Origin of the sequence: Ectopseudomonas composti (assembly GCF_001567565.1) — a bacterium.
Classification (GTDB): domain Bacteria; phylum Pseudomonadota; class Gammaproteobacteria; order Pseudomonadales; family Pseudomonadaceae; genus Aquipseudomonas; species Aquipseudomonas composti_A.
Window position 1 is genome coordinate 116,447 of record NZ_LSSW01000028.1, and the last position, 13,521, is coordinate 129,967.

Annotated in this window: 8 protein-coding genes; 4 read left to right on the forward strand and 4 right to left on the reverse strand. The window is 66.4% G+C overall.

Going from position 1 to position 13,521, the window contains the following annotated elements:
* Positions 1-93 precede the first annotated feature (93 nt).
* The 4 genes from ptsP to PCLY_RS15365 all read left to right on the forward strand — a co-directional run bounded on the left by ptsP (position 94) and on the right by PCLY_RS15365 (position 7,943).
* Positions 94-2,955 (forward strand): phosphoenolpyruvate--protein phosphotransferase, encoded by a 2,862-nt coding sequence (gene ptsP, locus PCLY_RS15350; RefSeq protein WP_061240507.1) that lies wholly within the window; start codon positions 94-96, stop codon positions 2,953-2,955.
* Positions 2,955-3,875 (forward strand): 1-phosphofructokinase, encoded by a 921-nt coding sequence (gene pfkB, locus PCLY_RS15355; protein WP_061240508.1) that lies wholly within the window; start codon positions 2,955-2,957, stop codon positions 3,873-3,875. Before ptsP ends, pfkB begins: the two co-directional genes overlap by 1 nt.
* A 12-nt stretch (positions 3,876-3,887) precedes the next feature.
* The gene (locus tag PCLY_RS15360; RefSeq protein ID WP_061240509.1) at positions 3,888-5,615 is read left to right on the forward strand and encodes a fructose-specific PTS transporter subunit EIIC; all 1,728 of its coding nucleotides are present in this window, start codon (positions 3,888-3,890) and stop codon (positions 5,613-5,615) included.
* 147 nt (positions 5,616-5,762) lie between these two features.
* Complete coding sequence (locus tag PCLY_RS15365) at positions 5,763-7,943, forward strand: hypothetical protein (protein ID WP_061240510.1); 2,181 nt, start codon at positions 5,763-5,765, stop codon at positions 7,941-7,943.
* Between the two features lie 144 nt (positions 7,944-8,087).
* Here the strand turns inward: PCLY_RS15365 and cobB are convergent, their stop codons facing one another.
* The 4 genes from cobB to PCLY_RS15385 form a co-directional block, all read right to left on the reverse strand.
* Complete coding sequence (cobB, locus tag PCLY_RS15370; RefSeq protein WP_061240511.1) at positions 8,088-8,795, reverse strand: Sir2 family NAD+-dependent deacetylase; 708 nt, start codon at positions 8,793-8,795, stop codon at positions 8,088-8,090.
* A gap of 37 nt (positions 8,796-8,832) precedes the next feature.
* Positions 8,833-9,138, reverse strand: a complete 306-nt coding sequence (locus PCLY_RS15375; RefSeq protein WP_061240512.1) for a hypothetical protein — start codon at positions 9,136-9,138, stop codon at positions 8,833-8,835.
* A gap of 153 nt (positions 9,139-9,291) precedes the next feature.
* Positions 9,292-9,999, reverse strand: a complete 708-nt coding sequence (locus PCLY_RS15380) for a response regulator (protein WP_061240513.1) — start codon at positions 9,997-9,999, stop codon at positions 9,292-9,294.
* On the reverse strand, positions 9,974-13,369 hold the full coding sequence (locus PCLY_RS15385; RefSeq protein ID WP_061240514.1) for an ATP-binding protein: 3,396 nt from the start codon (positions 13,367-13,369) through the stop codon (positions 9,974-9,976). Before PCLY_RS15385 ends, PCLY_RS15380 begins: the two co-directional genes overlap by 26 nt.
* Positions 13,370-13,521 lie beyond the last annotated feature (152 nt).

Here is a 13,521-nt window from a genome sequence, read left to right on the forward strand (position 1 = left end):
GCCCTTCGAGCCGCCTGTCAACGCAGCATCAGCGAAGCGCAGCGGGGCATTGATCATGCTCTGAGCCAAAAACAATAAGTCGGAGATATTCATATGCTCGAACTTGATGCCAGCCAAATTCAGATGGGCCAGGCGGCGGCGACCAAGGGCGAAGCCCTGGCCATGCTCGGCGATGCACTGGCGCGTAGCGGTCTGGCTACTCCGGCTTACCTCGAAGGCCTGCAGGCACGCGAGGCGCAGGGCTCGACTTTTCTCGGCCAGGGCATCGCCATTCCCCATGGCACGCCGCAGACCCGCGACCAGGTGCTGCGCACCGGTGTCAGTCTCATCCAGTTCCCCGCGGGCGTGGACTGGGGCAACGGTCAGCAGGTCTACCTGGCCATCGCTATCGCCGCCCAGTCCGACGAACACCTGCACCTGTTGCAGCTGCTGACCCGCGCCCTGGGCGAGGGGGATCTGAGCCAGGCGCTGCGTGAGGCCCGCGAGCCGGCGCAGATACTCGAGTTGCTGCAGGGCGCTCCGCAGGCGCTGGCGCTGGACGGCCAACTGGTGGCGCTGGCGCAGCCTGCCGAAGACTTCGACGAATTGCTCTGGCAGGGCGCACGGCTGCTGCGTCAGGCCGGTTGCGCGCGTAGCGGTTTCGCCCTCGGGCTGGCGCGTGGCGAGCCGCTGCCGTTGGGCGATGGCCTGTGGTGGCTGCACAGCGAGGCCAGCGTCGAGCGACCCGGCCTGGCTTTCGTCACGCCGGCGCAGCCGCTGACTTTTCGCGGTGAGGCGCTGCGTGGTCTGTTCTGTCTGGCCAGCCAGGGCGAGGCGCATCGCCAGGCCCTGGAGCGTCTGTGCGATGTGCTGATCGGCGGTCGCGCGGCGGCATTCAGTGAAGCCAGCGATAGCCGCCAGGTGATCGAGGCGTTGGGCGGCGAGGTAGCGCCGGACTGGCCCAGCCTCAGCGTGCCGCTGCTCAATGCCCATGGTCTGCATGCACGTCCGGCCAAGGCGCTGAGCGAGCTGGCGCAGGGTTTCGCGGGTGACATTCGCGTGCGCTTGCTGGGCGATACGGGCGCAGGGGTGTCGGCCAAGAGCCTCAGCCGCCTGCTGGCGCTGGGTGCACGACGTGGCCAGATGCTTGAGTTCAGTGCCGAAGCGGCGATTGCCGACAGCGCCCTGCCGGCCATTCGCGCGGCTATGGAAAGTGGCCTGGGTGAGGCGGTCGAGCCGCTGAGCGATGCCCTGCCTGAAGTCGCTGCGCAGCTTGAACCTTTAGAGGCGGTTGCCCCGGTCGCCGGCAGTCGCTTGCTGGCGGTCGGCGCCTCGCCCGGCATTGCCATCGGTCCGGTGCTGGTGCGCACGCCGCCGACCTTTGATTTCACCGAGCAGGGGCAGGGCGTCGAGCAGGAGCGCGCGCGCCTGGATTCCGCCCTGGCGGTCGTCGCTGCACAGATCCAGCGCCTGGTGGATGGCGCCGGTGTGGCGAGCATTCGCGAAATCTTCAGCGCCCACCTGGCCATGCTCGATGATCCGGCGCTGCGCGAAGACGTCGACGCCCGTCTGCACAAGGGCGCGAGCGCCGAAGCGGCCTGGCAGGTCGAAGTCGAGGCGGCGGCCAAGCGCCAGGAAGCCTTGCATGACCCGCTGCTGGCAGAGCGCGCGGCCGACCTGCGTGATATCGGCAACCGCGTGCTGGCGCACCTCTGTGGCGTAGAGCTACCCAGCGAGCCGAACGAACCTTACATCCTGGTCATGGCCGAGGTCGTGCCGTCGGACGTCGCCAGCCTCGACCGTCAGCGCGTCGCCGGCATTCTGACCGCCCGCGGTGGCGCCACCGCGCACAGTGCGATCATCGCCCGGGCCCTGGGCATTCCCGCTGTGGTCGGTGCCGGCGATGCTGTGCTGGCGCTGGCTCAGGGCACGCCGCTGCTGCTCGATGGCGACAGCGGCCTGTTGCGCATCGCACCGGATGCAGAGGAACGTGATCGGGCGTTGCAAGAGCGCGAGGCTGCGCAGCAACGCCGGGAGCGGGCTCATGTAGCACGTTTTGACAGCGCGCAGACCCGGGACGGTGTGCGCGTCGAAGTCGCTGCCAATATCGGCGCCAGCGGCGAAACTGCTTATGCGGTGGAGCTGGGCGCGGAGGCGGTAGGCCTGCTGCGCACCGAGCTGGTGTTCATGGAGCATGCCCAGGCGCCGGATCACGCTGCGCAGGAACGCGAGTACCGGCGCGTGCTCGATGCGCTGGCCGGGCGGCCGCTGGTGGTGCGCACGCTGGATGTCGGGGGGGACAAACCCCTGCCGTACTGGCCAATGCCGGCCGAGGAGAATCCTTTCCTCGGCGTGCGTGGCATTCGCCTGAGCCTGCAGCGCCCGGAGATTCTGGAAACCCAGCTGCGCGCCTTGCTTGCCTCGGCCGATGGTCGTCCGCTGCGGATCATGTTCCCCATGGTCGGCTCTGTGGAGGAATGGCGCGCGGCGCGTGACATGGTGCAGCGCCTGCGTGAAGAGATCGAGGTGCGCGATCTGCAGATCGGCATCATGATCGAAGTGCCCTCGGCCGCGCTGCTGGCGCCGGTGCTGGCGCGCGAGGTGGACTTCTTCAGCATCGGCACCAATGACCTGACTCAGTACTGCCTGGCCATCGACCGTGGCCATCCGCAGCTGTCGGCGCAGGCCGATGGCCTGCACCCGGCGGTGCTGCGCCTGATCGAGATGACCGTGACCGCTGCCCATGCGCAGGGCAAGTGGGTCGGTGTCTGCGGCGAGCTGGCCAGCGATCGTCTGGCCGTGCCGCTGCTGGTTGGCCTGGGTGTGGACGAGTTGAGCGTGACGCCGCGTTCGATTGCCCTGGTCAAGGCCTGCGTGCGCGAGCTGGACAGCCGCCAGGCGCGAGCCCTGGCCGACCGCGCCCTGACCCTGGACAGTGCCAGCGCCGTGCGCGCGCTGGTGGCGGAGATGCACTGATGGCCCGAATCCTGACCCTGACCCTGAATCCGGCGCTGGACCTGACCCTGCGTCTCGACCGCCTGCAGCCCGGCGCGATCAACCGCTGTCATGAGCTGCGCAGCCACGCCGCCGGCAAGGGCCTGAACGTCGCTCAGGTGCTGGCCGACCTTGGCCACAGCCTGAGCGTCGGTGGCTTTCTCGGGCGCGACAATGCCGCGCCGTTCGAGAGCCTGATGCACAGGCGCGGTTTTCACGACCTGTTCGTTCGCGTACCGGGCGAGACGCGCAGCAACGTCAAGCTGGCCGAGGCCGATGGCTGCGTCACCGATCTCAACGGCCCCGGCCCGCAGGTCGAAGCCGAGCACCTGCAGCGTCTGGAGGAGACGTTGCAGCCGCTGCTCGCCGGGCATGATCTGGTGGTGGTCGCTGGCAGCCTGCCGCGCGGCGTCACCCCGCAGTGGTTCGCCGCTCTGTTGCGCCGCATCAAGGCCAGTGGCGTGCCGCTGGCGGTCGACAGCAGTGGGGCGGCCCTGCAGGCGGCGCTAGGCGTCGCGCCCTGGCTGATCAAACCCAACGAGCAAGAGCTGGCCGAGGTCTGCGGCAGAGACTTGGCCGCTGCCGTACAGACGTTGCGCACCCAGGGGATCGAGCACGTGCTGCTGTCGCGCGGTGCGGAGGGCGTCGACTGGCATGGCCCGGACATCGCCCTGCGCGCCGTACCGCCGCGTGTCGAGGTCGCCAGCACGGTCGGTGCCGGTGACTCGCTGCTGGCGGCCAGCCTGCATGGCCTGCTCGAAGGCTGGCCGGCCGAGCGCACGCTGCGCCTGGCCACGGCGGTGGCGGCGCAGGCGGTCACCCAGATCGGTTTCGGTATCCATGATCGCGAGCAGTTGGCCCGTCTTGAGGCGGCCGTGCAACTGCAGCGTCTAGAACAATAAGAGGCACCCACCATGAAGTTGCTGATCGTCACTGCCTGCCCCAATGGTCAGGTCACCAGCGTGCTGTGTTCGCGCCTGCTACAGGCTGCCGCCGAGCGTCTGGGCTGGCAAACCCGTGTCGAGGTGCATGATGCCCGCGCGATTGGCTCGCCGCTGAGCGAAGCCGAAATCGCCGCTGCCGATTGGGTGCTGGTGGTCAAGACCGGTGAGCTGCCGCTAGGCCGCTTTGCCGGCAAGCGCCTGCTGCAGGCCTCGCCTGCCGAGGCGCTGGCTGACCCGCAGCGTTTCTTGCGCGACGCCGCCGAGCGTGCTCAGCCTTATGGCGAAGGCAGTGAGGCTGCGCCTGGCGGCCGCCGCCGGCTGGTCGCGGTCACCGCTTGCCCGACTGGCGTAGCGCATACCTTCATGGCCGCCGAGGCGTTGCAGCAGGCGGCGCAGCGGGTGGGCATCGAGCTGCAGGTGGAAACCCGCGGTTCGGTCGGTGCGCGCAATCTGCTCGACGATGCCGCCATCGCCGCTGCCGATGCCGTGCTGCTGGCCACCGATATCGAGGTCGATACCAGCCGCTTCGCCGGCAAGAAGATCTACCGCTGCGGTACCGGTGTGGCGCTCAAACAGCCGCAGCAGGCGCTCGAACGGGCGTTGAGCGAGGCACGCCCTCTGAGCGAAGCAGCGCCCGCCGAAGGCAAGTCCGCCGCCAGCAGCGGCGAGAAGACCGGCCCCTACAAGCACCTGCTCACTGGTGTTTCCTACATGCTGCCGATGGTGGTGGCGGGCGGTCTGCTGATCGCGTTGTCCTTCGTGTTCGGTATCGAGGCGTTCAAGCAGGAGGGCACCTTCGCCGCCGCGCTGATGCAGATCGGTGGTGACGCCGCGTTCAAGCTGATGGTGCCGGTGCTGGCCGGTTATATCGCCTATTCCATCGCGGATCGCCCGGGCCTGGCGCCGGGGATGATCGGCGGGATGCTCGCCAGCTCGCTGGGGGCCGGTTTCATCGGTGGCATCGTCGCCGGTTTCATCGCCGGCTATTCGGCCAAGGCCATTGCCCGCTGGGTGCGCTTGCCGGAGAGCCTGGAGGCGCTCAAGCCGATTCTGATCATCCCGCTGCTGGCCAGCCTGATCACCGGCCTGGCGATGATCTATATCGTCGGCAGTCCCGTGGCTGATGTGTTGCAGTCGCTCACCCAGTTTCTCGACAGCATAGGCAGCACCAACGCCATTCTGCTCGGTGCGTTGCTCGGCGGCATGATGTGTGTGGATCTCGGCGGGCCGATCAACAAGGCGGCCTATGCCTTTTCGGTCGGCCTGCTGGCCTCGAGCAGTTACGCGCCGATGGCCGCGACCATGGCCGGCGGCATGGTGCCGCCGATCGCCATGGCCATCGCCACCGTGCTGGCGCGGCGCAAGTTCGCCCAGAGCGAGCGCCAGGCCGGCAAGGCTGCCGGGGTGCTGGGGTTGTGCTTCATTTCCGAAGGTGCGATTCCCTTCGCCGCGAAAGACCCGCTGCGGGTGATCCCGGCCAGCATCGCCGGTGGCGCGTTGACCGGTGCGCTATCGATGTACTTCGGCTGCAAGCTGATGGCGCCGCACGGCGGTCTGTTCGTGCTGCTGATCCCCAACGCCATCAATCACGCGCTCCTGTACCTGCTGGCCATCGTTGCCGGTAGCCTGCTTACTGGCGTGCTCTATGCGCTGATCAAGCAGCCCGAGGCGCAGCCGATGACGGTCGAGGCGCGATAGGCGCACGGCGCTGCGCCTCGGTTACACTGAGGCGAACAGCGCCTGGGTAGTAGGAGTCTGTTGGCTGATCCACGTGCCGATGTGCAGGGCGGGATCATCGCCGGCTTCGTGGCGCAGTCGCCCTCACAAAGAAAGGATCTTTTGTAGATGACTCAAGCTCTTGCCCATCGCTGGCGCTTCTTCCGTGCCGGCGGCTTCGATCAGGTGCAACTGGAAACGCCTGCCGATCTCGCCGCCCTGCGCGGCCTGGACCAGAAGCTCTGGGCCAGCCTGGCCTGCCCGGTGAACAACCTGGAACTGGATCGGCGCATGCTGCAATACATCGATCTGAACAAGGATGGTCGTATCCGTGCCCCGGAAATTCTCGACGTGGTGGACTGGACGCTGGCGCGCCTGCGCGATCCCGCCGTGCTGTTCCAGGCCGGGCCGCTGCAATTGTCGTCGCTCACCGACGATGCCGTCGGCGCGCACCTGCGGCTGGCTGCACAGCGCCTGCTGGGCGTGATCGGACGGCCCGATGGCGACAGCCTGACGCCCAGCGACACCGCCGAGCTGGCCAAGCTGTTCCCACCAAACCAGGCCAATGGTGACGGCCTGGTGCCGGCGACCCTGACCGAGGATGCCGAGCTCAAGTCCGCTATCGCCGACATCATTGCCTGCCTGGGCGCGCAGACCGACCGAAGCGGCGAGCCGGCCATCGGCGTCGAGCAGATCGGCGCCTTCTTCGATCAGGCGCGCCAGCTGCATGCCTGGCATGCACGGGCTGCCGAGCAGGGGCTCGATGTCTTCGGTGAGGGGACCGTGGCAGCGGTCGAGGCGCTGAGCGCGGTGCGCGCCAAGATCGACGATTACTTCACGCGCGTGGCCATGGCTGAATTCGACTCGCGCGCCGCAGCCCTGATGAACGCCAAGGAAGAGGAACTGGTGCGCCTGGCAGCGCTCTCGCTGGCCGATGCCAGCGAGGTGGCCGACCTGCCGCTGGCGGTGGTGCAGCATGGCGATGAGTTGCCGCTGCACAAGGGCCTCAACCCGGCCTGGCAACACGCCATCGGCGAGTTCCGTCAGCGTGTGGTGATGCCGGTCTACGGGGAGCTGGACTGCCTGTCGCATGAGCAGTGGCAGCACCTGGTGGCGCTGTGCAGTAACTACCTGGCCTGGCGCGCCGAGACGCCCAACGTGGCGATTGCCGACGTGCTGCAGCGCGGGCGTATCCTCGAACTGGTGGAGCAGGGCGCCGAGGCGCGCCTGCTGGCGTTGGTCGAAGAGGACAAGACCGTCGCCGAAGCGGCGGACGGGCTGGTCGAGCTGGACAAGCTGATTCGTCTGCGTCACGGCCTGGTCACGCTGCTGCGCAACTTCGTGTCCTTTCAGTCCTTCTATTCGCGTCACGAGAAGGCCGTGTTCCAGGCTGGCGTGTTGTATATCGATGGCAAGAGCTGCGAGCTGGTGGTGGAGGTCGACAACGTCGAGGCCCACGCCAAGGTGGCGGCGGCCAGCGATTGCTTCCTGCTCTACTGCGCCTGTACCCGCCGTGGCGAGCCGGTACGCGGCAAGGAAACCCTGAACATCGTGGTGGCCGTGACCGCTGGCAACGAGGGCGACCTGCAGGCCGGTCGCCATGGCCTGTTCTATGACCGCGACGGCAACGACTGGGATGCCACCGTGGTCAAGGTGGTACAGAACGCGGTCAGCATCCGCGAGGCGTTCTGGTCGCCGTATCGGCGCATTTCCAAGCTGGTGTCCGACCAGGTGCAGAAGCTTGCGGCCAGCCGTGACGCCGACATGGTCAGCAAGACCGCGGCCAAGGTCGGTGAAACCGGCGCGGCGCCTGCGGCTACCCCGACACCTGCATTCGACATCGCCAAGTTCGCCGGTATTTTCGCGGCCATCGGTCTGGCGGTCGGTGCCCTGGGTACGGCGTTGGCGGCGGTGATTACCGGGATTCTCTCGCTGGCCTGGTGGCAGGTTCCGCTGCTGCTGCTCGGCGTGCTGCTGGCCATCTCCGGGCCGGCCATGCTGCTGGCCTGGTTCAAGCTGCGGCGCCGCAGCCTGGGACCGATCCTCGACGGTAACGGCTGGGCGGTGAATGCCCAGGCGCGCATCAGCATTCCCTTCGGCACCGCGCTCACGCAGATGGCGGAATTGCCCGAGGGCAGCGACCGCGCGCTGCGTGATCCCTATGCCAACAAGCCGGTGCTGTGGCCTTGGCTGCTGGCGTTGCTGCTGGCCCTGGGGCTGGGCTACTACGCCTGGAGCAATGGTGTGTTCAACCCGCAGCCAGAAGTGCCGGCCGAGGCGGCGGCGCCTGTTCAGGACGCTGCCGGTTAGGGGGTATGGCCGGGCGTTGGGCCCTTGTAGGAGTGGTTGGGCGGCATTGCGCTTCAGCCACGAGCAGCTTTCGCGGCTGAAGCCGCTCCTACGGGTTGGAAGCCATTTGCGTATTGGCGGGTTTCACCCGCCCTACGGTCTCTCTCAGCCAGCCAATAGCTCCGCGACCCAGCGGGGCAACTGTTCGGTGGCCAGGCCATAGCGTTTCTCGGCGAACAGCGAGTGGCCCTGGCTCGGCTCCAGATTGATCTCCAGCGTATGCGCCCCGGCCCTGCGCGCCTGCTCGACGAACCCCGCTGCCGGGTAGACATGGCCCGAGGTACCGATGCTGACGAACAGCTCGCACTGCTCCAGCGCGTCATAAATACGCTCCATGTAATAGGGCATCTCGCCGAACCAGACGATATCCGGACGCAGGGTACCGACCAGCCCGCAGCAGGCGCACGCCTGGCTGACTGGCATGTCCTCAAGCAGCGAAAAGCGCTGCTGGCTGTTGCTGCACAGCATCGATTGCAGCTCGCCGTGCATATGCAGCAGGCGCCTGGAACCAGCACGCTCGTGCAGATTGTCGACGTTCTGCGTGACCAGCAGGAACTCCCCCTGCCAGCTAGCCTCCAGCTCGGCCAGGGCTCGGTGCCCGGCATTCGGCGTGATGGCCGGATCGCGCAACTGAGCGCGGCGCATATCGTAGAAACGCTGCACCAGCGCCGGGTCGCGCGCGAAGCCTTCGGGCGTGGCGACTTCCTCGATGCGGTGGTCTTCCCAGAGCCCATCAGCGGCACGAAAGGTACGGATGCCGCTTTCGGCGGAGATGCCTGCGCCGGTAAGAATGACGATATTGGGGTGGGGCATCATGGTTCCGAGGCAGGTCGCCATTCAGTGCAGAGGTTCAGCAGGGTTTGCCGTTGGTACGGGTGTCGGTCGGCTGCACGCACACCTGCTCGACAATAGACTGCAGCTGAGGGCTCTTGTCACGAATGCTGCTGGTGAAACTGCCGATGAAACGTTCGGCTGAAGCAGCATCGTCAAAACGACGCGCCCCATTGAGGCTGCCCGTATAAGAGCCGTTACTGGACGCGTAGCAATGCCGGTAGCCTTCGCATTGCAGTGCAACGACCCATACCGTCGAGTTGACCAGTACTCCAGCCTGAGCGATGCCTGCGCTGAAAAGCAGGCAGAAAAGAGCGGTACGCATATCGAGAACTCCTGTAGTCGAGAGTGCGAGATTAGCCGTTGGCGGGTATTTCGGCTATCGGGCACTGACTCCGGAGTTCGTTTTCTCTGCTACCTGAGGCGGGAGTACCTGTCGACTCGATAATTGCTGGCTGCATCTGTCCGGTGTAGTGCGCTATGCCCGTTCGCTCATCGCCGCCAGGGCCACCGAGGCGGCCGCGGTGCGGGTTTCCACGCCGAGCTTCACGTACACATGTTCCAGGTGCTTGTTTACCGTGCGTGGACTGAGGCCGAGAATGTCGCCGATATCGCGGTTGGTCTTGCCGCAGGCCACCCAGCGCAGTACCTGCACTTCGCGCTCGGTGAGCTGGAAGCGTGCTGACAGCCTGGCATGCGCCGGGGCATCGTCGAGGCTCAGGCTGATCGGCTTCGAGGCCGCGCGTGCAGACTGGAGCGTGCGCGCGGTACGCAGGTGCGAGGCGACCCTGGCGAGCACTTCGTCGGGATTGATCGGTTTGGTCACATAGTCGATACCACCGGCCGCGAAGCCCTGCACCACGTGCTCACTGTCGGTCAGGGCGGTCATGAACAGCACCGGGATGTCGGTGCTGCTCGGCTCGGCCTTGATCCGCCGGCAGGTCTCGAAACCATCCAGCCCGGGCATCATCGCGTCGAGCAGGATCAGGTCGGGCCTCCGCCGCTGGATACGTCCCAGCGCGCTGCTGCCGTCCAGCGCCACCAGCACCATGTAGCCGGCATCGTCGAGGGCGTCGGAGAGCAGGGCGAGGTTGTCCGGCGTGTCGTCGACGATGAGGATGATGCCGCGTTCGCTCGGCAGGCCGCTTGGCCTGCCCGACTCAGTCTTGTGGAGCGGCGCATTCATGTTCGGCCTCCTTCAGTTGGCGGTTGAGTTCGTCGAGCTGGAAGTTCTTTACCAACAGGCGCAGGGCGGCGGTGAAGCCGGCGCAGGCTGGATCGCGCTGGTCGATGTCATCCAGGCGTTGCTGAAGACCGCGCATGTAGCCGAGCGCGCCCAACTCGCGCAGCGCCTGCAGGTCGTCGTTGCCCGGCAAGGTCATGGCCATCGGCGGTGGCGACTGCTCCTGAGTACGGCGCAGCCAGGTCAGGTCGAGCTGGTGCTGGATGCGTTCGAGTAGCTGCGGGGTGTACACCGGTTTGGCCAGGTAGTCGTCGCAGTCGGCGGCGACGCTGCGTTCGCGGTCGTCGGTAAAGGCGTTGGCGGAGATCACGATGATCGGTGCCTGGCACTGTGTGTTGCGGCGAATCAGGCGGCTGGTTTCCCAGCCGTCCATCTGCGGCATGGACAGGTCCATCAGGATCAATGCCGGGTTGTGCAGCGCTACCTGGCGAATCGCCTCCTGGCCGCTGGCCGCCTGGATCACCTCGAAACCCAGCGGTTCGAGCATGCCGGTCAGCACGCGGCGATGTTCGAGGTGATCGTCCACCACCAGGATCAGGCGGCGCTCACCCTGGTAACCGATGATGTCGTGTTCGACGTGCACCACCGCCTGCGGCACGCGCACTTCGGAGAGGAACAGACGCACCTGGAAACAGGTGCCCTGGCCGGGGTCGCTGTGCACCGAGAGCTCGCCGCCCATCAGCGCAGTGAGCATGCGGGTGATGGTCAGGCCGAGGCCGACACCGTTGTCCTGACGCATCAGGTCGCCGCGTTCGAAGGGCTGGAAGATGCGCTCGATCTGCTCCGGGGCGATGCCGATGCCGGTATCGATGATCTCGAAGGTGGCGGTTTCGCGCATGTAGCCGACGCGCAAACGCACCTCGCCACGCTCGGTGAAGCGCACCGCGTTGCCCAGCAGGTTGATCAGGATCTGCCTGACGCGTTTCTCGTCGCCACGCACCACTGCCGGCATGCGGCCGATGCATTCGAGACGAAAGCGCAGGCCTTTCTCGGCCGCCTGCGGGGTGAACATGCGTTCGAGCTGGTCGATGAACTCCGGGAAGGGAATTTCCGCCAGTTCCAGATGCAGCTTGCCGGCTTCGATCTTGGCCACGTCGAGCAGACCATCGATCAGCGACAGTAGGTGCGAACCGCTACGCAGGATGGTGGCCAGGGCATCTTTGTGCTGACTCGGCATGGCGGCGTCACGCTGCAGGATCTGGGTGTAGCCGAGGATGCTGTTGAGCGGTGTGCGCAGCTCGTGGGACAGGCCGGTGACGTAGCGGCTCTTCGCTGCATTGGCCGCTTCGGCGGCCTCCTTGGCTTGCTGCAACGCTTCGTCGGTCTTGCGGTGGGCTTCGATCTCTTGCATCAGCAGCAGGGTCTGTCGATCCGATTCTTCTTGCGCCACGCGCCGGCTTTCGCGGGTCAGCACCAGCCACCAGGCGAGCATGGCGGCAAACAGCGAGAGGGTCAGGAAGGCCTTGAGAAAAGCCTGATAGAGCGTCTGGCGGACTTCCGGCTCCTGCGTCAGCAGGCTTAGCGATACCTGGCTGTAGATCAGCGCCAGGGCGCCGAACAGCATCAGCACCAGCAGGCTCAGCAGGCCCAGGTACTGCGCCAGACGGCTGTGCAGGCGCGGGATGGAGACCCGCGGGAACAGCCAGCCGATGAAGTCGTCGAGCTGATCGCTCAGGCGTGCACGCGGCTTGCAACGATCCTCACAGCGCGCGTCGAGCGAGCAACACAGCGAGCAGATCGGTGCGCCGTAGGCCGGGCAGTGCGCGGTGTCCGGCTCCTCGAAACGGTTGTTGCACAGGCAGCACTGCACTTGCCCGGCCTCGGTGTGCGGGTAGAGCAGGTGTGGCTGGCGTTCGCGAGCGATGTAGTAGCGCCCGCCGGTCAGCCAGGCCAGCAGCGGTGCCAGCAGGAAGGCCGAGATCAGCGCCACGGCCGGGGAGGCCGCTTGTGCCAGGTCGCCGAACAGGCCGCCATGGGCGAGCACCGAAAGCAGCGAGGCGATCAGCATGGCGCCGACGCCCACCGGGTTGATGTCGTAGAGGTGCGCGCGCTTGAACTCGATGTACTTCGGCGACAGGCCCAGCGGCTTGTTGATGACCAGGTCGGCCACCAGTGCGCCGATCCAGGCGATGGCGATATTGGCGTAAAGACCGAGCACTTCCTCGATCGCCTCGAACACCCCCAGCTCCATCAGCATCAGGGCGATGGCCACGTTGAACACCAGCCACACCACGCGCCCCGGATGGCTGTGGGTGATGCGGGCGAAGAAATTCGACCAGGCCAGCGAGCCGGCGTAGGCGTTGGTGACGTTGATCTTCACCTGACTGACGATGACGAACAGCACCATGGCTGCCAGCGCCCACTGCGGCGAGGCGAACACGTAGTTGAAGGCCACCAGGTACATCTGCGTCGGCTCGGCGGCGCGCTCAATGGGAATTTCGTGTTGCAGGGCAAGGAACGCGAGGAAGGCGCCGGCGAGCATCTTCAGCGCGCCGGGAATGATCCAGCCGGGCCCGGCAAGCAGCAGCGCCGTCCACCAACGCACGCGGTTGGCGCGGTTCTTTTCCGGCAGGAAGCGCAGGTAGTCGACCTGCTCGCCGATCTGCGTGATCAGGGCCAGGGCCACGGTGCAGGCGGCGCCGAAGTGCAGCAGGTTGAAACTGCCTGGCTCGCCCTCGCGGCCGGCGAAGCTGGTCCAGTCCGACAGCGCCTCGGGGTTCTTGGCGATGACGAAGACGTAGGGCAGCACCAGCAGGAACAGCCACACGGGTTGTGTCCACATCTGCAGACGGTTGATCAGGGTGATGCCGTAGGCCACCAGCGGAATGATGATGATCGAGCAGATCACATAGGCCAGGGCCAGCGGGATGTTGAAATAGAGCTCCAGGGCCAGCGCCATGATCGCCGCTTCGAGGGCGAAGAACAGGAAGGTGAAACTGGCGTAGATCAGCGAGGTGATGGTCGAGCCGATGTAGCCGAAGCCGGCGCCACGGGTCAGCAGGTCCATGTCCAGGCCAGAGCGGGCCGCGTAGTAGCTGATCGGCAGCCCGGTGAGGAAGATCACCAGGCTGACCGCGAGGATCGCCCACAGGGTGTTGGTGAAACCATAGGATAGCGCCAGAGCGCCGCCGATGGCTTCCAGGGCGAGGAACGACACAGCGCCGAGCGCGGTGTTGGCGATACGCAGCTCCGACCATTTGCGGAACGACCTGGGCGTGAAGCGCAGGGCGTAATCCTCCATGGTCTCGTCGGCGACCCAGGCGTTGTAGTCGCGGCGGATCTTGATGATGCGCTGGGGGCCGGTTGGCTGCACGGGCGGATCCTGGTCGGGGGCGAGTTGTCGGGGCGGCTTCGGCGCGAAGCATTTTCGCGGCTGCTGCCGCTCCTACGGCAGATATCAGCAACTTCCATGCCCTGACTCAGCGAGGCCTCTGGCGCGCGCGTGAGCTTCTGTCTGCCTGGTTT

Bases quoted from the DNA above. Each gene is read 5' to 3' on its own strand.
- PCLY_RS15365 (WP_061240510.1), top strand. From the start codon at position 5,763: ATGACTCAAGCTCTTGCCCATCGCTGGCGCTTCTTCCGTGCCGGCGGC.
- PCLY_RS15380 (WP_061240513.1), bottom strand. From the start codon at position 9,999: ATGAATGCGCCGCTCCACAAGACTGAGTCGGGCAGGCCAAGCGGCCTG.
- PCLY_RS15360 (WP_061240509.1), top strand. From the start codon at position 3,888: ATGAAGTTGCTGATCGTCACTGCCTGCCCCAATGGTCAGGTCACCAGC.
- pfkB (WP_061240508.1), top strand. From the start codon at position 2,955: ATGGCCCGAATCCTGACCCTGACCCTGAATCCGGCGCTGGACCTGACC.
- ptsP (WP_061240507.1), top strand. From the start codon at position 94: ATGCTCGAACTTGATGCCAGCCAAATTCAGATGGGCCAGGCGGCGGCG.
- cobB (WP_061240511.1), bottom strand. From the start codon at position 8,795: ATGCCCCACCCCAATATCGTCATTCTTACCGGCGCAGGCATCTCCGCC.
- PCLY_RS15375 (WP_061240512.1), bottom strand. From the start codon at position 9,138: ATGCGTACCGCTCTTTTCTGCCTGCTTTTCAGCGCAGGCATCGCTCAG.